The following is a 17,855-nucleotide window of genomic DNA, read 5'->3' as shown; positions in this document are numbered from 1 at the left end:
CCCCTCATTGCAGAGCAGATCGGACCCGCATCGGCCGCGGCCCCCGCCGCACCGGGCGCCGGCATCCCGTGCGCGGGCTGACCCCCTGACGGCGGCGGGCTCCCGCCGCCGCACCGAGGCGCTGCTCCTGGTCTTCGTCGTCGCCATCGCGACCCTCGGGCACGCGAGCGCGGGGCTCGCCATGAACGACGAGCTGCCGCCCAACCTGGCCGGCTTCACGATCAGCATGGCGCTGCTCTCCCTGGTGGGGCACCTGGGCGTGCGCCGCTTCGCGGCCCGCGCGGACCCGCTGGTCCTCCCCCTGGCGATGCTGCTGACCGGGCTCGGCCTGGTCCTCCTGCACCGCCTGGACCAGGGGTACATCGAGCGGTACGGCGCGGACGCGAACGCCCCGGGGCAGCTGTTGTGGACGGTGGTCGGGGTGGCCGCCTGCCTGGTGGTGCTGGGCCTGCTGCGCGACCACCGGCTGCTCCAGCGGTTCATCTACATCACCATGGCCGCGGCGCTGGTGCTGCTGATCGCACCGGCGTTCTTCGGCGCGGACACGTACGGCGCCAAGCGCTGGATCATCCTCTTCGGCTTCTCGCTCCAGCCCGGCGAGTTCGTGAAGATCATGATCGCGGTCTTCTTCGCCGGCTACCTGGTCGTCCACCGGGACTCGCTGGCCCTGACGGGCCGCAAGGTCCTGGGCGTGCGGCTGCCCCCGATGCGCCAGCTCGGCCCCATCGTCACGGTGTGGATCGTCTCGATGCTGGTGCTGGTCTTCGAGCGCGACCTCGGCACCTCGCTGATCTTCTTCGGCGTGTTCGTGGTCATGCTGTACGTCGCCACCGAGCGCACCGGCTGGATCGCGTGCGGCCTGGTCATGGCCTCGATCGGCGCCTTCGTGGTCGGCTCGACGGAGCCGCACGTCCAGGCACGCGTCGCCGCCTGGCTGGAACCGCTGTCGTACTACCGGGAGAACCGGCCGGCCGGGGTCGCCTCGGACCAGTCGGCGCAGGCGCTGTTCAGCTTCGGCACCGGCGGCGTCTCCGGCACGGGCCTGGGCCTGGGACACCCGGAGCTGATCAAGTTCGCCGGCCGAAGCGACTTCATCCTCACCACGGTGGGCGAGGAGCTCGGCCTGGCGGGGGTCATGGCCGTCCTGCTCCTCTACGCGCTCCTCGTCCAGCGGGGGCTGCGGATGGCGCTCGGCGCCCGCGACCCCTTCGGCAAGCTCCTGGCGGTCGGGCTGGCCTCGGCGCTGGCCCTGCAGGTCTTCGTGGTGGCGGGCGGCGTCACGGGCCTGATCCCCTTGACGGGCAAGGCGCTGCCGTTCCTGGCGAAGGGCGGCTCGTCCCTGCTGGCCAACTGGATCATGGTGGCGCTGCTCCTGCGGATCAGCGACAGCGCGGAGCGCCAGCGCGAGGCGGACGCCCTCGGCCCGGCGGAGACCGCGATCACCCCGCCGGCGGCGCAGCCCCGGGCCGGGGCGGGAGCCGGCTGACCGGGGCGGGGGGGCCGACCGCGGGCGCGGGCCGGCCGGGGCGGGGGCCGCGCCCCTAGAGGTAGTCCTCCAGGCGCCCTATCCGGAAACCCTGTTCCTGGATGCGCTGGAGCATCCGCGCCGTCATCTGGGTCTCCGTCGAGCCCTTGAGCTCCGACGGACCGCGGAAGTGGGCCAGGACGATGTCCCCCGGCCGCAGGGCCGAGCCCTCGGCGTACTGGAAGTTGTTGATCTGCATCGAGACCCGCCACAGGACCACGTGCGCGACCCCGCACTCCGAGGCGGCCCGGAGGGTGTCGTCGTTGTAGTTGCCGAAGGGCGGTCTGAAGAGCGCCGGCCGCGTGCCGAAGCGCTTCTCCAATTGGTCCTGCTGGCCGCATATCTCCCGCTTCTGCGCCGCGTAGGGCAGGGTGCGCAGGTTCGGGTGCGTCAGCGTGTGGTTGTTGACGGTGCTCGCCGAGCCGTTGTCGCGGAGCTTCTCGAAGTACCCGTAGTCCGAGGAGGCCGCGCTGTCCGTCAGGAACATCGCGATCGGCAGCTTGAGGTCGGCCGCCATCTTCAGGAACTCGGGGTCCTTCTCCGCGCCGTCGTCGAAGGTCAGGAAGACGACCTTGTCGTCCGCCGGCACGGGTATTCGGTCCACGACCGCCGCCCGCCCGGGGGCCCCCTGCGGCAGCGGGGGCTTGCGGGCGGGCTTGGGCGCGTAGGCGAGGGGCGCAGTCAGGCCCCACTTGCGGTACGCCTCGTCCGAGGCGCCCGCGGATCCGCTCGGCGACCCCGGCGGGGCCGCCGACGGCGTGCCGGAGGGACCGGCCCCCGAAGCCTCCTGCGTCGCCTTCGGGCCCAGGCGTCCGACGGGGTCCGCGCTCTTCCCGCACCCCGTCAGGGACAGCGCCAGCGCGCCGGCCGCCAGCGTCCCGGCTACCAGCCGGCGCACGTACGTCACAGATAGTCCTCCAGGCGGGCCACGGCGTACCCCTTCTCCGTGACGGTCTTCATGACCTGACGGATCATGTCAGGCATGGTGCCCTTCCAGTCCTCCCGGCCCCGGAAGTGGGTCAGGATGATGTCTCCGGGGTGCAGGTCGCGGTCCCACTCCCGGTAGTCCATCCGGTTCGTGAACGCCTCCGCGTTCCACAGCGGGACCGCCTTGATGCCGCAGGACTTGGCCGCCCGCAGCGTGTCCTGGTTGTAGTTGCCGAACGGCGGCCGGAAGAGCGTGGGCCGCTTGCCGAACACCTTCTGCATGGTGTCCTGCTGGCCGCAGATCTCCTGGCGCTGCTTCTCGTACGAGAGCGCCGGCATGTAGCGGTGGTTGAGCGTGTGGTTGTTCAAGGTGACGCCGGCGGCCTGCATCTCCTTGAAGTAGGCGTAGTTGTCGTTCACGACGTAGTCGCTGAGGAAGGCCGTGTACGGGATCTTCAGCTCCTTCATCATCTTCAGGAACTCGGGGTCCTTCTCCGCACCGTCGTCGATCGTCAGGAAGACGACCTTGTCCTCCGTGGGGACGGTGGTGAAGACCGGCGGGTACTCCTCCTGGTCCTCGACCTCGAAGCCGTCGCGCGTGGTGATCTCGGGCTTCTCCTTCGGGGCCGCCGGCGGCGTGAGCGGCATCTTGAGCAGCCCCCAGCGCTTCACCGCGGCGACGCGCGCCTGCTGGGCCGCCTTGGCCTTCTCCGCGGCGCTGAGCGCGCCGGCCGCGCCCGCCTCCGCGCCCGTGCCCGCCTTCGGCTTCTCGGGCGCGCCGGATCCGGTGGAGCACGCCGTCCCCAGGGCGGCGACCAGCAGGGCGGCCACGGCCACCCCGAACCGGCCGCGCGGACCCGCCGCGTACCGGTGACCGTTCTGCGTCTTATCTTCCGTTTGTCCGACTAGCTGCATAGCAGCGCATCCTGGCAGCAGACACGCGCCCGTCCCGGAAGGCACCGCGAGCGGCGCACCCACCTTCCTCCGACTGGCCCACAGCGTCCCGCCCGGGGCACCGGCCTCCGGCCGTCGCCGACAATGGACCCCGTGACCCCCGAAGACTTCGCCGCCCTCCTCACCCCCGAGGGCACCGCCCTCCTCGACGCGCTCCGCGACCACGACCCGGCCCAGGAGCTGGCGCTCGCCACCCGGCTGCGCCGCGAGCACCCGGCCGGGCTGGTCTCCGCCGCGCTGGGGCAGGCCCGGCTGCGGCAGCGCGCGGTGGCGAAGTTCGGTGCGCAGGACGCCTTCCGGATGTACTTCACGCCCGGGGGCGGCGAGATGGCGACCCGCGCCCCGGTGGCCTCGTACCGCGCCGAGCGGTTCGCCGCCCTCGGCGTGCGCAGCGTCGCCGACCTGTGCTGCGGCATCGGCGGGGACGCCCTGGCCCTGGCGCGGCTGGGCATCCGGGTCCTGGCGGTGGACCGCGACCCGCTGACCGTGGCCGTCGCGCGGGCCAACGCCGCGGCGCTGGGGCTGGCGGACCTGATCGAGGTCCGGGAGGCGGACGTCACGGCCGTGGACGTGTCCTCGTACGACGCCGTCTTCATCGACCCGGCCCGGCGCGGGGGGCGGGGCCGGATCTTCGACCCGGAGTCCTACTCGCCGCCGCTCTCGTGGGCGGTGGGGACGGCCCGTGCGGCCCGGTACGCCGCGCTCAAGATCGCCCCGGGAATCCCCCACGAGGCCGTGCCCGCCGAGGCCGAGGCCGAGTGGATCTCCGACCAGGGGGACGTGAAGGAGGCCGTGCTCTGGTTCGGCACCGCGCCGGGCACCGTCCGCGCCACGCTGCTGCCGGGGCCGCGCGAGCTGGTCACCACCGCTCCCCTCCCCGACCCGCAGGCCGGGCCGGTCGGCCGGTGGCTGTACGAGCCCGACGGCGCCGTCATCCGCGCCCACCTCGTCGCGGAGGTCGCCGCGCAGCTGGACGGCCGGCTGATCGACCCGACCATCGCCTACATCACCGCCGACGAGCTGCGCGCGACCCCGTACGCGACGGCGTACGAGATCACCGACGTGCTGCCCTTCGGCCTGAAGAAGCTGAAGGCGCTGCTGCGCGAGCGCGGCGTCGGCGTCCTGACCGTGAAGAAGCGCGGCTCGGCGATCGAGCCCGAGGAACTGCGCAGGAAGGTCAAACCACAGGGCCCCCACGCGGCGACCGTCTTCCTGACCCGGGTCGCCGGGGCTCCGTCGATGCTGATCGGCTCGCCCGCGGGGCGGCCCGGGACGGCGCCCGTACGCTGACCCGCCGGCCGGCGGGGCGCCCCACGGCCCGCAGGACCCGCCGCGCCCGGCGGTGGTGCGCACCGGCCTTGCCGAGGCCGGGCAGCCCGGTGCGGGCGCCCGCCCCGCCGCCTGACCCCGGGCTCAGACCCGCGAGGGCCCGCCGCGGGCCCGCAGCGGCCCGGGCGCGGACCGGCGGGGGCCCGGGCGCGGACCCGGGCGGCTTCACCGGCGCCGGGCGCGGACCCGCAGCGGCCCCCTCGGCCGCTCGGGCCCCGGGCCCCCGGCCGTCAGCCTTCGCCGACCTCCACCGACTCGAACCGCCAGCGGTGGACCGCCCGCGTGATCAGGTCGGCCGCGGGCTCCGGCAGTTCGGGCAGGTCCGCCGCCACGCCCTCGGCCGCCTCCCACCAGGTGATCACCAGGACCCGGTCCTGCGGGGCCCGGAAGACCTCGCGGCGTACCGGCTCCCTGGCCAGGACCTGGGCGCGGGCCCACTCCAGCAGTTCGTTGCCCCGGCCGTCGGCGGCCCGGGCCTCCCACATCAGCGCGACGGTGCTCATGAGTACAGGTTGTCCTTGCTCAGCTCGTGCACGTGGTCGTGGTCGTGCGCGGAGCCGTGTCCGTGACCGTGTCCGTGTCCGTGTCCGCCGGCGGCGTGCCCGTGCCCGTGTCCGTGTCCGGTCCCCGGCACGTGCGGCTCCGTCACCGGCAGCGAGGAGTCCGCCGACAGGTCCCAGTCCGAGGCCGGCCGGTTCCGCTTGACCATCTCCGCGCCCAGCGCCGCCACCATCGCGCCGTTGTCCGTGCACAGCTTCGGCCGCGGTACCCGCAGCACGATCCCCGCGTCGTCGCACCGCTCCTGCGCCAGCGAGCGCAGCCGGGAGTTGGCCGCCACCCCGCCGCCGATCATCAGGTGGTCGACGCCCTCGTCCTTGCACGCCCGGATCGCCTTGCGCGTCAGCACGTCCACCACCGCCTCCTGGAAGGAGGCCGCCACGTCGCGCACCGGCACGTCCTCGCCCGCGTTCCGCTTCGCCTCGATCCAGCGGGCGACGGCCGTCTTCAGCCCCGAGAAGGAGAAGTCGTACGGCGCGTCGCGCGGCCCGGTCAGCCCGCGCGGGAAGGCGATGGCCCCGGGGTCGCCCTCGCGCGCGAGCCGGTCGATGACCGGCCCGCCGGGGAAGCCCAGCTGGAGCACGCGCGCGATCTTGTCGAAGGCCTCGCCCGCCGCGTCGTCGATGGTCGCGCCCAGCGGCCGTACGTCGGAGGTGATGTCGGGGGCCAGCAGCAGCGAGGAGTGCCCGCCGGACACCAGCAGGGCCATGGTCGGCTCCGGCAGCGGGCCGTGTTCCAGCTGGTCGACGCAGATGTGCGAGGCCAGGTGGTTCACCCCGTACAGCGGCTTGCCCAGCGCGTACGCGTAGGCCTTGGCCGCCGAGACGCCGACGAGCAGCGCCCCCGCCAGGCCGGGCCCGGCCGTGACGGCGATGCCGTCGAGGTCGCGGGCGCTGACCCCGGCCTCCTTCAGGGCTCGCTCGATGGTGGGGACCATCGCCTCCAGGTGCGCCCGCGAGGCGACCTCGGGCACGACTCCGCCGAAGCGGGCGTGCTCGTCGACGCTGGAGGCGATGGCGTCCGCGAGCAGGGTGGTGCCGCGGACCACGCCGACGCCGGTCTCGTCGCAGGAGGTCTCGATTCCGAGGACGAGCGGTTCGTCAGCCATGGGTCTCACTGCTCTCAGTTCGTACGTGTGCGGGGTCGGTCAGTCGCATGACGAGCGCGTCGACGTTGCCGGGCTGGTAGTAGCCGCGGCGGAAGCCGATGGGCTCGAAGCCGAAGCGCTCGTAGAGCTTCTGGGCGCGCGCGTTGTCCACCCGCACCTCCAGCAGCACCTCGGCGCACTCGAAGGCGGTGGCGGCGCGCAGCAGTTCCGTCAGGAGCCGGGCGCCGAGGCCGGTGCCCCACTGGTCGCGGGCGGCCGCGATGGTCTGTACGTCGGCCAGGTCGCCGGCGGCGGCCAGTCCGGCGTAGCCCACCAGACGGCCCGCCGCGTCCTCGGCGACGAGGTAGCGGCGGGTGGCCCGCGGTCCGCGGGCGTGGGCCAGCTCGGACCAGAACATGCCGGCGGACCAGGCGTCATCGGGGAAGAGCTCGTGCTCCAGCTCCAGCACGGGCTCGATGTCCCACCAGCGCATCTCGCGCAGTACGGCGCCGGGGGCGCGGGCGGGGGCGGGGGCCGTCACTGGGGGGTGACCACCTTGTAGTTCTTGGGCACCTGCGCGTCGGGGCGGCGCAGGTAGAGGGGGGTCGGCGGCAGGAACGCGGCCCCGTCCGCCAGGCGCCGCGCGGCCAGGGCCGCGAGGGCGGCGGCCGACTGGTGCTCGGGGTCGCGGGCGTCCGGGAAGACCTCGGGATAGAGCCGCGCGCCCTGGCCCACGGCGGGGAGGCCGGCGACCTGCTCGGCGATGTCGGCCGGGCGGTCCACGGCCGGCTCGCCGACGCGGGTGAGGGGGTCCTCGTACCGGGCCCAGTAGACCTCCTTGCGCCGCGCGTCGGTGGCGACGGTGAAGGGGCCCTCGACCCCCGCGAGGCCGGCGGCGTACGCGAGGCCGTCGAGGGTGCACAGTCCGTGCACCGGCACGCCGAGCACGGCGGCGAAGGTCGAGGCCGTGACCAGGCCGACGCGCAGCCCGGTGTAGGGGCCCGGGCCGACACCGACGACGATGCCGGTGACGGCGTCGAGCGTGCGGCCGGCCTCGGCGAGGACCCTGTCCACGGCGGGCAGCAGGAGCTCCCCGTGGCGGCGGGCGTCGACCTGGTGGGCCTCGGCGAGGACGGACTGGCCGTCGTGCAGGGCGACGGTGACGGCGGGCGTGGCGGTATCTACAGCGAGCAAGAGCACGCGAACAGCCTACGACTCCGGGGCCCCGGCCCCTCGCGGCCGGTCGGGACGGGGCCCTGCTGCTACCTTTCGACCGAGTACCCATCGGGGGTCAGGCGCGGAGAGGTGGAGCAAGGTGGCACGCAGCAGCTCGGGAATCGTGGCCGGGCTCACCGCCGCGGCAATCGCCGCCGTCGGCTTCCTCGGCTACCAGGCCTCCGCCTCGGCGCCCGCCCAGCCCCCGCGCGCGGTCGCGCAGGACCCGACGCCCGCCCCGAGCCGGCCCGCGCAGCAGGACCCGTCGAAGCCGCCCGCGGTGCCGGAGGGCTCCGGCACCGGGGTGCGGGTCGTCTACTCGGTGGGCCAGAAGCGGGTGTGGCTGGTGGGTGAGGCGGGGCAGCCCCCCAGGACGTTCACGGTCGTGCCGAGCACGGTGCACCCGGCGTCCGGCACCTACACCGTGGGTTCCCGCTCGGGCGCCGTCACCGGCTCGGACGGCGTGCCGATCGAGCACGTCGTGCGCTTCGCCAGCACGGACGGCGTGGCGGTCGGGTTCAGCGCCCGCGTGGACGGCGCGACCCCGGACCCGGACCCCTCCAAGAAGACCGGCGGCATCCGCATGACGCGCGCGGACGGCGACGCGATGTGGGCCTTCGCGACGATCAGTTCCAAGGTCGTCGTCGTCCCCTGACGCCCGGCCCTCCGCGCGCCGGTCCGCCCGGCCCCCCGCGTGCCGGTCCGCCCGGCCGCTTCACCCGAACGTGTTACTCAGGCCGCTTCCGACTCCGGAGCGGCCTGCTCGCGTGCGGCGGTCGCCGACAGGTCCGTCTTCGGTCCTTCCCCCCGCGCGGGGGGCGTGGCAGCCGCGGGGGGCGTGGAGACCGCGGTGGCGGCCCGTCCCGCGGCGAGCAGGGCGCGCATGGACACGGCGGACGGACGGGGGGCGCGCTGTGCTCCTGCTGGTGCCGGCATGGTGCCTCCTGGACCTTGGAACGCCGAACTTAGGCATACCTAAGAACCTCTCGGTACCATGTCACCACGAGCGCCGCCACCAGCGCAATATCTTCCCGACGCGATGTCGGTACGTTTACTCCGACAGGGCTCCGGCCAGGGCCTCCAGCCCCGCGCCGTCCGCCCACCGCGCCCCGGTCCCGCGCACCGAGACCTGCCGGACGTCGTCCAGGACCTCCTCGTGGCCGACCGCCCGCGCGATGACCACGTGCAGCCGGTCGTCGGAGAGCTCCTCCACCTTGCCGTCGCCCCACTCCACGACGACCACGGATTCGGGCAGCGAGACGTCGAGGTCCAGGTCCTCCATCTCGTCCAGCCCGCCGCCCAGGCGGTACGCGTCCACGTGCACCAGCGCCGGACCGTCGCCCAGCGGCGGGTGCACGCGGGCGATCACGAAGGTCGGTGAGGTCACCGCCCCGCGCACGCCCAGGCCCTCGCCGAGCCCGCGGGTCAGCGTGGTCTTCCCGGCGCCCAGCTCGCCCGTGAGCAGCACCAGGTCGCCGGGGCGCAGCAGCCCCGCGATCCGGCGGCCCAGCTCGCGCATCGCGTCCGGGGAATCGACGGTGATCAGGCTCTCGGCCCGGGGCGCCTGGGGTGCCTCAGCTCCCGGCGCCTGGTTGCGCTGCGCTTCCAGCGGTACTTCTTCCATGCCCGCCAACGTTAGCCGCTGTCGGGGCGGGGACCGTCCCGGTCCGGGCCAGCAGGTCGGTGAGCAGGCCCGTCACCGTGTCCGGCTGCTCCAGCATCATCAGGTGCCCGGCCGATTCGAGAACGGTCAGCTCGGCGCTTGGCAGCACGTCCTTGATGGCCTCGCTGTGGGCGTGCGGGGTGATCATGTCGCGGGCACCGGCGATGACGGTGACCGGGATGTCCGAGAACCGCTGCAGGGCCGCGGTCTTGTCGTGTATCTGGAAGGCCGGGTAGAACTCGGCGACCACGTCGATGGGGGTCGCCTCGATGAGCCGCTCCGCAAAGCGCGCGACGCCCGGGTCCACCTCCCGCGTGCCGAAGGAGTACATCTTGATCATGCCCGCGAAGAGGTCGGCCGTGGCCCTGCGGCCCTTCTCCACCAGCTCCACCTGCGAGCCGAGGGCCCTGAGCACGCCCGGCAGCAGCCGGCGTACCGCGCCGAATCCGACCGCGGGGAGCCCGTACGTCACCTCGGCGAGGCGGCCGCTGGACGTGCCGACCAGGGCCACGCCGGCCACCCGCTCGCGCACGAGCTCGGGGAACTGCTCGGCCAGAGCCATGATCGTCATGCCGCCCATCGAGTGGCCGACGAGGATCAGCGGGCCCTCGGGGGCGGCGGCGTCGATGACCGCCTTCAGGTCGCGGCCGAGCAGCTCGATGGTCACCGGCTCGCCGGCCGCCTGGGAGAGCCCGCGGGCGCTGCGCCCGTGGCTGCGCTGGTCCCAGTAGACGGAGCGGACCACCCCGCGCAGCGCGGCCCGCTGGAAGTGCCAGGAGTCCTGGCCGAGGCAGTAGCCGTGGCAGAACACGACGGTGGGCGGGGCCGCCGGCTTGCGGCGCCGCCGGCGCGCCGGCGGCGGGTCGCCGGGCAGCTCGTCGACCTCGTAGTGGAGGGCGGTGCCGTCCTCGGCCCGGCAGGTGCCGTCCGTGCCGCGCAGGGAGCCGTAGTCCCCGGCGGCGTCGAGGGCGAGGCGCGCCTTCATCCGCATGCCGCGCCCGACGGTGATCCGCTCGACCGCGACACCGGCCGCCGCGCCCGCGGCCATCACGCCGATGGCGGCTCCGGCCCAGCCGGCCTTGCGCCAGTTCTCGCTCACGCCGCCGCCCTCACTCGGCCTCAGCCGCCCAGGTACACCCGGGGCACGCGCCCCCCGATACGGGTGACGATCTCATACGCGATGGTGCCCGCGGCCTGTGCCCAGTCCTGCGCGGTGGGTTCGCCGCGCTCCGCGTCGCCGAAGAGGACGGCCTCGTCGCCGACCCGGGGCCGGTCACCGCCCAGGTCGATCACGAACTGGTCCATGGCGATCCGCCCGGCGACGTGGCGGGTCCGGCCGCCGACGAGCACCGGTCCGCGGCCGGAGGCCTGCCGCGGGATTCCGTCGGCGTAGCCCGCGGGGACGAGCGCGAGCGTGGTCTCGGCGTCGGTGACGTAGTGGTGCCCGTAGCTCACGCCGTGGCCGGCGGGAACGGTCTTGACCAGGGCGAGGGAGGCCTTGAGGGTCATCGCCGGCCGCAGGCCCAGCTGGGCCGGGGTCCCGAGCTCGGGTGCGGGCGACACGCCGTAGACCGCCACCCCGCAGCGCACCAGGTCGAAGTGGGACTCGGGGAGGGTCAGCGTGGCGGGCGAGTTGGCGATGTGCCGGACCTCGGGGTCCACGCCCTCCTTCTCGGCGTACGCGAGCATGTCGCGGAAGGCGGTGAGCTGGAGCGCGACGGAGGGGTGCCCGGGCTCGTCGGCGCAGGCGAAGTGCGACCACAGGCCGGTGACCCGGACGGTCCCCTCGGCCTGGGCGGCGACGGCGGCGCCGACCAGTTCCGCCCAGTCGGCGGGCTGGCAGCCGTTGCGGCCGAGGCCGGTGTCGGCCTTGAGCTGGATGCGGGCGGTGCGACCGGCGGCGCGCGCGGCGGCGCGGACCTCGTCCAGCGCCCACATCCCGCTGACGGACACGTCGACATCGGCCTCGACGGCCTCCCGCCACGGCCCGCCCGGGGTCCACAGCCAGCACATGATCCGCCCGCGGATTCCGGCGGCGCGCAGCGCGAGCGCCTCCTCGGGGGTGGCGGTCCCGAGCCAGGTGGCGCCGGCCTCCTGGGCGGCCCCGGCGCACTCCACGGCTCCGTGCCCGTAGGCGTTCGCCTTGACCACGGCCATCAACTCGGCCCGGGGCGCCCGCTCGCGCAGCGCGCGCACGTTCTCCCGTACGGCGTCAAGATCGATCTCGGCGTACACGCGCGTCGGTGTCTCGTTCATCCCCCACAGTCTCTCAGAACCCCCGCCCCGCCCCGATGGCACGGCTCCCGCGCCGGAACCGGGCCACCCGGCGGCAGACCGCACCCCGCCCCACCCGCCGCACGCGGGGCACGGGCCCCGGCACCCGGCCGGGGAAGGGCGGGCCGCGCGCCGTGCGGACCCGCACGAGGCCGGGCGCCCTGCGGGGCCGGGCGGGGCCGTCACGGCGGCCGCCCGCGCGCGGGCCCCGGCGCCGCCCCGTCGGCCGGGGCAACAGCGCTACGGCGTGTGCACGTCCCGCCAGGCGTTCGGCAGGGCTTCGGCCACCTCCTGCGCGAGCACGGGCGCGCCGCCCGCCGCCCGGCGTCCCGCGAGCCCGTGCAGGTACGCCCCCACCGCTCCCGCGTCGGCCCCGGAGAGCCCCGCGGCCAGCAGCGCGCCGGCCAGCCCGGAGAGCACGTCCCCGCTCCCGGCGGTGGCCAGCCACCCGGTCCCGGTCGGGTTGACCCGCACCGGCCCCGCGCCCCCGGCGGGGGCGACCAGCGTGGTCGAGCCCTTCAGCAGCGCCGTGGCCCCGTACCGGTCCGCCAGCGCCCGGACGGCCGCCAGCCGCCCCGCCTCCACCGACGCCCGGTCCGTGCCCAGCAGCGCCGCCGCCTCCCCCGCGTGCGGGGTCAGCAGCGTCGGGGCCGACCTCGCCCGCACCACCCCCGCGTCCAGGCCCCGCAACCCGTCCGCGTCGACCAGTACGGGGACGTCCCGCTCCGCCAGCAGCTCCGCGACCTCGGCCCCGCGGCCCTCCCCCAGCCCCGGCCCGACCACCCACGCCTGCACCCGGCCCCGCCCGATCAGCGTCTCCGGGTACCGCGCGAGCACCGCGTCGGCCGCCGCCTGCGGCCCGACGTACCGCACCGCGCCCGCACCGCCGCGCAGCGCGCCCGCCACGGCCAGCACCGCCGCGCCCGGGTACCGCGAGGAGCCGGCGACGACGCCGACGACGCCGCGCCGGTACTTGTCGCTCGACGCCGTCGGCACGGGCAGCAGCCCCGCGACGTCGGAGTGCTGCAGCGCCTCGGCGTCCGGGGCGCCCAGCTCCAGCCCGATGTCCACCAGGTGCACCGCGCCCGCCAGCGAGGCCCCGGGATCGATCAGCAGACCGGGCTTGTGCGCCCCGAAGGCCACCGTCACGTCCGCCCGTACGGCCGCGCCCGCCACCTCGCCGGTGTCCGCGTCCACTCCGCTCGGCAGGTCCACGGCGACCACCGGGACCCCCGGCGGCAGCCGCTCCGCCAGTGCCGCGGCGTCCGGCCGCAGGCCGCCCCGCCCGCCGATCCCGAGCAGCCCGTCCACCACCAGGTCCGCCCGGGAGGGGACGCCCGGCGCCACCCGCCCCCCGGCGGCCCGCAGCGCCGCCAGCCCGCCCGCGTGCATCCGCCCGGGGTCCATCGCCACCGCCGTCACCCCGGCCCCGCGCCGGGCCAGGCGCGCGCCGGCGTAGAGGGCGTCACCGCCGTTGTCCCCGGGCCCGACCAGGAGCGCGACCCGCGCCCCGTACACCCGTCCCCTGCGTCGGGTCAGCATGCGGGCGCAGACGGCGGCCAGTCCGGCCGCCGCCCGCTGCATCAGGGCGTCCTCGGGCAGCCGGGCGATCAGCTCCCGCTCGGCGGCCCGTACGGTCTCCACGCTGTAAGCAGTACGCATGCCCCCGAGCCTGCCCGACCGGTGCGGGTACTACCCCTCGGCGATCACCACGGCGGAGGCGACCCCGGCGTCATGGCTGAGCGAGAGGTGCCAGGACCGCACGCCCAGCGCCCGCGCCCGCGCCTCGACGGTCCCGCAGACCCGCAGCCGCGGCTGCCCGGTCTCCTCCACGTACACCTCGGCGTCGGTCCACAGCATCCCGCCGGGCGCGCCCAGCGCCTTGGCGAGCGCCTCCTTGGCGGCGAAGCGGGCGGCGAGCGAGGCGGTTCCCCGCCGCTCGCCGCTCGGCAGGGTCAGCTCGGCGTCGACGAACAACCGCCGCGCCAGGTTCGGCGTCCGCTCCAGCGCCGCGCCGAACCGCTCGATCTCCGCAACGTCGATCCCCACACCGATGATCACAACGACACCCCGCTACCCGCTCACTCGACCGTCACCGATTTGGCGAGGTTACGCGGCTGGTCCACCTCGTTCCCGCGCGCCGTCGCCAGCTCGCAGGCGAACACCTGCAGCGGCACCGTCGCCACCAGCGGCTGGAGCAGCGTCGGCGTGGCCGGAATCCGGATCAGGTGGTCGGCGTACGGGACGACCGCCTCGTCGCCCTCCTCCGCGATCACGATCGTCCGCGCCCCGCGGGCCCGGATCTCCTGGATGTTCGACACGATCTTGTCGTGGAGCACCGACCGGCCGCGCGGCGACGGTACGACGACCACCACCGGCATGTCCTTCTCGATCAGCGCGATCGGCCCGTGCTTGAGCTCGCCCGCCGCGAAGCCCTCGGCGTGCATGTACGCCAGCTCCTTGAGCTTGAGCGCGCCCTCCAGGGCCACCGGGTAGCCGACGTGCCGTCCGAGGAAGAGCACGGTGTTCTTGTCGGCGAGGGAGCGTGCGAGCTCCCGTACCGGCTCCATCGTCTCCAGGACGGTCTCCACGGCGGCGGCGATGTCCGACAGCTCCCGGATCACCGACTCGATCTCGTCGCCCCACTTCGTGCCCCGCACCTGCCCGAGGTACAGCGCGACGAGGTAGCAGGCGACGAGCTGCGTCAGGAACGCCTTGGTGGAGGCGACGGCGACCTCGGGGCCGGCGTGCGTGTACAGCACGGCGTCCGACTCGCGCGGGATCGTGGAGCCGTTCGTGTTGCAGATGGCCAGCACCTTCGCCCCCTGCTCGCGCGCGTGCCGCAGCGCCATCAGGGTGTCCATGGTCTCGCCGGACTGGGAGATCGCGACCACCAGCGTCCGCTGGTCCAGGATCGGGTCGCGGTAGCGGAACTCGCTCGCCAGCTCCGTCTCGCACGGAATCCGCGTCCAGTGCTCGATGGCCAGCTTCGCGATCATGCCCGCGTGGTAGGCGGTGCCGCACGCCACGATCACGACCTTGTCGACCTCGCGGAGCACCGAGACGGGGATGCGCACCTCGTCCAGGGACAGCGAACCGCTCGCGTCGATCCGGCCCAGCAGGGTGTCGGCCACGGCCTTCGGCTGCTCGGCGATCTCCTTGAGCATGAAGTAGTCGTAGCCGCCCTTCTCGGCGGCCGAGGCGTCCCAGTCCACGTGGTACGCCCGCACGGACGCGGCCGAGCCGTCGAAGTTCGTCACCGAGACGCCGTCGCGGCGCAGCTCGACGACCTGGTCCTGGCCGAGCTCGATCGCGGAGCGGGTGTGGGCGATGAAGGCGGCGACGTCCGAGGCGAGGAAGTTCTCCCCCTCGCCCACGCCCACCACCAGGGGCGAGTTCCGGCGCGCGCCGACGACCACGTCCGGTGCGTCGGCGTGCACGGCGACCAGCGTGAAGGCGCCGTCCAGCCGCCGGCACACCCGGCGCATGGCCTCCGCGAGGTCCCGGCCGGCGCCGGTGAACTCCTCCGCCAGGAGGTGCGCCACGACCTCGGTGTCGGTCTCGGATTCGAGCCGGTGCCCGCGCTCGGCCAGCTCGGCGCGGAGCGCGGCGAAGTTCTCGATGATGCCGTTGTGCACGACGGCCACACGACCCGCGTTGTCGAGGTGCGGATGGGCGTTGACGTCGGTGGGGCCCCCGTGGGTGGCCCACCGCGTGTGCCCCAGCCCCGTCGATCCGGCCGGCAGCGGGCGCCCGACCAGCTCCTTCTCCAGGTTGACCAGCTTGCCGGCCTTCTTGGCGGAGACCAGCTCCCCGTCGGCGAGGACCGCCACCCCGGCCGAGTCGTAGCCGCGGTACTCCAGCCGCTTGAGTCCGGCGATGACCACATCGAGCGCCGACTGCGCTCCCACGTAACCCACAATTCCGCACATAGGCGGCAGGGTACGCCGTCGTCGGCCGTCTGCCCGGTACCTGAACCGGACGAAGACCCCGCCCGGCGGACTTCACCGGAGCGGGGTTGACCAGGACGGCCGACCCGGCGCCGGCCGAGCTTCCCGACCTGCGCGTCGACGACCGCTCGGGCCGGCGCGGCCGGGGCGCCCGTACAACCCCGGCCCGCTCCGTACAACCCCGTCCGGCCCCGGCCCGCCCGGCCCTCCCCGGCCGTCGAACCCCTTACGTGACCGACCACACCACCCACAACCGGCCCCGAGCCCCGACAATGGCGGTGTGATCACTTCGCCGCCACGAAGCAGCACGCCGGACAGCGCAGCGGAGCGCACCGGCCCGGACGGGCCCTCACCACGCCCCGCCGCCCACCGCCGACCCCCCGACGCGTCCCCGTACGTCGACCTGACCCGCGCCGAGTGGAGCGCCCTGCGCGAGCGGACCCCCCTCCCCCTGACCGCCGACGAGGTCGAGCGGCTGCGCGGCCTCGGCGACGTCATCGACCTCGACGAGGTCCGCGACGTCTACCTTCCGCTCTCCCGGCTCCTCAACCTCTACGTCGGGGCCACGAGCAACCTCCGCGGCACCCTCAACACCTTCCTCGGCGACGCCGGCAACGGCCACGGCGCCCAGCAGGGCACTCCCTTCGTCATAGGGGTCGCCGGCTCCGTCGCGGTCGGCAAGTCCACCGTGGCGCGCCTGCTCCAGGCCCTCCTCGCCCGCTGGCCCGAGCACCCGCGCGTGGAGCTCGTCACCACCGACGGCTTCCTCTACCCGATGAAGGAACTCGAGCGCCGCGGCCTCACCTCCCGCAAGGGCTTCCCCGAGTCCTACGACCGCCGCGCGCTCACCCGCTTCGTCGCCGACATCAAGGCCGGCAAGGACGAGGTCCGGGCCCCGGTCTACTCGCACCTGATCTACGACATCGTCCCGGGCGAGGAGCTCGTCGTCCGCCGCCCGGACATCCTGATCGTCGAAGGCCTGAACGTCCTCCAGCCGGCCCTCCCCGGCAAGGACGGCCGCACGCGCGTGGGCCTCGCCGACTACTTCGACTTCAGCGTGTACGTGGACGCCCGCCCCGAGGACATCGAGCGCTGGTACCTCAACCGCTTCAGGAAGCTGCGCGCGACCGCCTTCCAGAACCCGTTCTCCTACTTCCTCAAGTACACGCAGGTCTCCGAGGAGGAGGCCGTGGAGTACGCGCAGACGATGTGGCGCACCATCAACCGGCCCAACCTGCTGGAGAACGTCGCCCCCACCCGCGGGCGCGCCACCCTCGTCGTCCGCAAGGGCCCCGACCACAAGGTGCAGAAGCTGAGCCTGCGCAAGCTCTGAGCACTAGGGTGCGGGCATGCTGCATCTGCGCCTGATCGCCCCGCCCGACCGCACGGAGGCGGTGGTCGCGGCCATCGAGAAGACCGTCGGCACCACCCACCTGGTCGTGCTGCGCGGCGCCGCACGCGTGCCGCAGGGCGACCTCGTCCTGTGCGACGCGGCGCGCGAGGCCGCCGACGAACTGCTGGCGGAGCTGCGGTCGCTGGGGCTCGTCGAGGACGGCTCGATCGCCGTCGAGAACATCGACCTCTCGCTGTCCGAGCGCGCCGACGCGGCCGAGGAGCAGGCGCCGGGCGAGCCCGCCGACGCGGTCCTGTGGGAGCACTTGAGCGAATCCACGCACGAGGAGTCCACGCTCAGCATCACCTACACGGCGTTCATGGTCATCGCGACGATGATCGCCGCCTGCGGCGTGGTCCTCGACAACGCGGTCCTGATCGTGGGCGCCATGGCGGTCGGCCCGGAGTTCGGGCCGCTCGCCGGCGTGTGCGCCGGCCTCGTGCAGCGCGCACCGAGGCTGGCGGCGCGCTCCCTGCTGGCCCTGCTGGTCGGCTTCGCGGCCGCGATCGCCGCCACCACCCTCTTCAGCCTCGGCATGGACGCGCTGGGCCAGTTCGACCGGAGCATGCTGGAGGACCCCCGGCCGAACACCAGCTTCATCTGGCAGCCGGACCCGTTCTCCTTCATCGTGGCCCTGCTGGCGGGGGCCGCCGGGATACTGTCCCTGACCTCCGCCAAATCCGGGGCCCTGGTCGGCGTGGCGATCTCCGTGACCACCGTCCCGGCGGCGGCCAACGCCGCCGTGGCCCTGAGCTACGGCGACGTGGGCCAGATGTGGGGATCGGCGGAGCAGTTGCTGCTGAACCTCGGCGCCATCATCCTCGCGGGCGTGCTGACCCTGCTGGCCCAGAAGGCGCTGTGGCGGACCCGGCGCGGCCGCCGGCTCCGCGCGGCCCGGAACTGACCGGTGGCAGACCCCCCGGCCCCGCCCCCGCCGGGGGGGGGGGCCCGGGGGGGCGGCCGCGGGGGTGGGCGCCCGC

18 protein-coding genes are annotated in these 17,855 nt (G+C 74.6%); 5 read left to right on the top strand and 13 right to left on the bottom strand.

Annotated features, from left to right (window positions below; translation table 11 throughout):
- The first annotated feature begins 7 nt into the window (after positions 1-7).
- On the top strand, positions 8-1,486 hold the full coding sequence (locus ACFWU6_RS29365) for an FtsW/RodA/SpoVE family cell cycle protein (RefSeq protein ID WP_383983972.1): 1,479 nt from the start codon (positions 8-10) through the stop codon (positions 1,484-1,486).
- A 55-nt stretch (positions 1,487-1,541) separates the two neighbouring features.
- Here the strand turns inward: ACFWU6_RS29365 and ACFWU6_RS29360 are convergent, their stop codons facing one another.
- Entirely contained in the window at positions 1,542-2,423 is an 882-nt protein-coding gene (locus ACFWU6_RS29360; RefSeq protein ID WP_383983978.1) for a polysaccharide deacetylase family protein, read from the bottom strand.
- 5 nt (positions 2,424-2,428) lie between these two features.
- Entirely contained in the window at positions 2,429-3,367 is a 939-nt protein-coding gene (locus ACFWU6_RS29355; RefSeq protein ID WP_383811985.1) for a polysaccharide deacetylase family protein, read from the bottom strand.
- A 123-nt stretch (positions 3,368-3,490) separates the two neighbouring features.
- On the opposite strand from ACFWU6_RS29355, the gene ACFWU6_RS29350 reads away from it, so the two are divergent.
- Entirely contained in the window at positions 3,491-4,696 is a 1,206-nt protein-coding gene (locus tag ACFWU6_RS29350; RefSeq protein WP_383811983.1) for a methyltransferase domain-containing protein, read from the top strand.
- Between the two features lie 269 nt (positions 4,697-4,965).
- Here ACFWU6_RS29350 and ACFWU6_RS29345 read toward each other — a convergent pair whose 3' ends face one another.
- From ACFWU6_RS29345 to tsaB, 4 genes are read right to left on the bottom strand one after another with little or no spacing between them, the layout of a single operon-like run.
- Positions 4,966-5,238, bottom strand: a complete 273-nt coding sequence (locus tag ACFWU6_RS29345; protein WP_383813055.1) for a hypothetical protein — start codon at positions 5,236-5,238, stop codon at positions 4,966-4,968.
- Positions 5,235-6,401: a tRNA (adenosine(37)-N6)-threonylcarbamoyltransferase complex transferase subunit TsaD gene (gene tsaD, locus ACFWU6_RS29340; RefSeq protein ID WP_383983969.1), complete on the bottom strand. Its 1,167-nt coding sequence runs from the start codon at positions 6,399-6,401 to the stop codon at positions 5,235-5,237. Before tsaD ends, ACFWU6_RS29345 begins: the two co-directional genes overlap by 4 nt.
- Complete coding sequence (gene rimI, locus ACFWU6_RS29335; RefSeq protein ID WP_383813066.1) at positions 6,394-6,873, bottom strand: ribosomal protein S18-alanine N-acetyltransferase; 480 nt, start codon at positions 6,871-6,873, stop codon at positions 6,394-6,396. The genes tsaD and rimI overlap by 8 nt, the downstream gene beginning before the upstream one ends.
- Positions 6,874-6,917: 44 nt before the next feature.
- On the bottom strand, positions 6,918-7,580 hold the full coding sequence (gene tsaB / locus ACFWU6_RS29330) for a tRNA (adenosine(37)-N6)-threonylcarbamoyltransferase complex dimerization subunit type 1 TsaB (protein ID WP_383813058.1): 663 nt from the start codon (positions 7,578-7,580) through the stop codon (positions 6,918-6,920).
- 115 nt (positions 7,581-7,695) lie between these two features.
- Between tsaB and ACFWU6_RS29325 the strand changes: the two genes are divergently transcribed.
- Positions 7,696-8,250 carry a hypothetical protein gene (locus ACFWU6_RS29325; protein WP_383813060.1) on the top strand — a complete coding sequence of 185 codons (555 nt, stop codon included), beginning with the start codon at positions 7,696-7,698 and terminating at the stop codon, positions 8,248-8,250.
- A gap of 77 nt (positions 8,251-8,327) precedes the next feature.
- Here the strand turns inward: ACFWU6_RS29325 and ACFWU6_RS29320 are convergent, their stop codons facing one another.
- From ACFWU6_RS29320 to glmS, 7 genes are all read right to left on the bottom strand, one after another.
- A complete protein-coding gene (locus ACFWU6_RS29320; protein WP_383813062.1) occupies positions 8,328-8,531 on the bottom strand; it encodes a hypothetical protein in 204 nt (67 codons plus the stop codon).
- Positions 8,532-8,646: 115 nt separating this feature from the next.
- Positions 8,647-9,219 (bottom strand): tRNA (adenosine(37)-N6)-threonylcarbamoyltransferase complex ATPase subunit type 1 TsaE, encoded by a 573-nt coding sequence (gene tsaE / locus ACFWU6_RS29315; protein WP_383813063.1) that lies wholly within the window; start codon positions 9,217-9,219, stop codon positions 8,647-8,649.
- A complete protein-coding gene (locus ACFWU6_RS29310; protein WP_383983975.1) occupies positions 9,170-10,306 on the bottom strand; it encodes an alpha/beta fold hydrolase in 1,137 nt (378 codons plus the stop codon). The genes tsaE and ACFWU6_RS29310 overlap by 50 nt, the downstream gene beginning before the upstream one ends.
- A 71-nt stretch (positions 10,307-10,377) precedes the next feature.
- Positions 10,378-11,514, bottom strand: coding sequence for an alanine racemase (gene alr, locus ACFWU6_RS29305; protein WP_383983966.1), 1,137 nt, complete (start codon positions 11,512-11,514; stop codon positions 10,378-10,380).
- Positions 11,515-11,772: 258 nt separating this feature from the next.
- A complete protein-coding gene (locus ACFWU6_RS29300) occupies positions 11,773-13,194 on the bottom strand; it encodes an NAD(P)H-hydrate dehydratase (RefSeq protein WP_383813092.1) in 1,422 nt (473 codons plus the stop codon).
- Positions 13,195-13,224: 30 nt separating this feature from the next.
- On the bottom strand, positions 13,225-13,593 hold the full coding sequence (locus ACFWU6_RS29295; RefSeq protein ID WP_383813094.1) for a holo-ACP synthase: 369 nt from the start codon (positions 13,591-13,593) through the stop codon (positions 13,225-13,227).
- Positions 13,594-13,613: 20 nt separating this feature from the next.
- Positions 13,614-15,464: a glutamine--fructose-6-phosphate transaminase (isomerizing) gene (glmS, locus tag ACFWU6_RS29290; protein ID WP_383983963.1), complete on the bottom strand. Its 1,851-nt coding sequence runs from the start codon at positions 15,462-15,464 to the stop codon at positions 13,614-13,616.
- Positions 15,465-15,762: 298 nt separating this feature from the next.
- On the opposite strand from glmS, the gene coaA reads away from it, so the two are divergent.
- A complete protein-coding gene (gene coaA / locus ACFWU6_RS29285) occupies positions 15,763-16,815 on the top strand; it encodes a type I pantothenate kinase (protein ID WP_383813098.1) in 1,053 nt (350 codons plus the stop codon).
- A 16-nt stretch (positions 16,816-16,831) separates the two neighbouring features.
- Positions 16,832-17,779 carry a DUF389 domain-containing protein gene (locus ACFWU6_RS29280; protein WP_383813100.1) on the top strand — a complete coding sequence of 316 codons (948 nt, stop codon included), beginning with the start codon at positions 16,832-16,834 and terminating at the stop codon, positions 17,777-17,779.
- Positions 17,780-17,855: the final 76 nt, after the last annotated feature.

Source organism: Streptomyces sp. NPDC058674 (assembly GCF_042716505.1).
Taxonomy (GTDB): Bacteria; Actinomycetota; Actinomycetes; order Streptomycetales; family Streptomycetaceae; genus Streptomyces.
This window is presented reverse-complemented; position numbering and strand designations above follow the sequence as displayed.

What these genes read in the sequence shown, in the direction of transcription:
- ACFWU6_RS29355 (WP_383811985.1), bottom strand. Translation starts at nt 3,367, where the DNA reads ATGCAGCTAGTCGGACAAACGGAAGATAAGACGCAGAACGGTCACCGG.
- ACFWU6_RS29350 (WP_383811983.1), top strand. Translation starts at nt 3,491, where the DNA reads ATGGACCCCGTGACCCCCGAAGACTTCGCCGCCCTCCTCACCCCCGAG.
- ACFWU6_RS29345 (WP_383813055.1), bottom strand. Translation starts at nt 5,238, where the DNA reads ATGAGCACCGTCGCGCTGATGTGGGAGGCCCGGGCCGCCGACGGCCGG.
- tsaD (WP_383983969.1), bottom strand. Translation starts at nt 6,401, where the DNA reads ATGGCTGACGAACCGCTCGTCCTCGGAATCGAGACCTCCTGCGACGAG.
- rimI (WP_383813066.1), bottom strand. Translation starts at nt 6,873, where the DNA reads ATGCGCTGGTGGGACATCGAGCCCGTGCTGGAGCTGGAGCACGAGCTC.
- ACFWU6_RS29320 (WP_383813062.1), bottom strand. Translation starts at nt 8,531, where the DNA reads ATGCCGGCACCAGCAGGAGCACAGCGCGCCCCCCGTCCGTCCGCCGTG.
- tsaE (WP_383813063.1), bottom strand. Translation starts at nt 9,219, where the DNA reads ATGGAAGAAGTACCGCTGGAAGCGCAGCGCAACCAGGCGCCGGGAGCT.
- ACFWU6_RS29310 (WP_383983975.1), bottom strand. Translation starts at nt 10,306, where the DNA reads ATGGCCGCGGGCGCGGCGGCCGGTGTCGCGGTCGAGCGGATCACCGTC.
- alr (WP_383983966.1), bottom strand. Translation starts at nt 11,514, where the DNA reads ATGAACGAGACACCGACGCGCGTGTACGCCGAGATCGATCTTGACGCC.
- ACFWU6_RS29300 (WP_383813092.1), bottom strand. Translation starts at nt 13,194, where the DNA reads ATGCGTACTGCTTACAGCGTGGAGACCGTACGGGCCGCCGAGCGGGAG.
- glmS (WP_383983963.1), bottom strand. Translation starts at nt 15,464, where the DNA reads ATGTGCGGAATTGTGGGTTACGTGGGAGCGCAGTCGGCGCTCGATGTG.
- ACFWU6_RS29280 (WP_383813100.1), top strand. Translation starts at nt 16,832, where the DNA reads ATGCTGCATCTGCGCCTGATCGCCCCGCCCGACCGCACGGAGGCGGTG.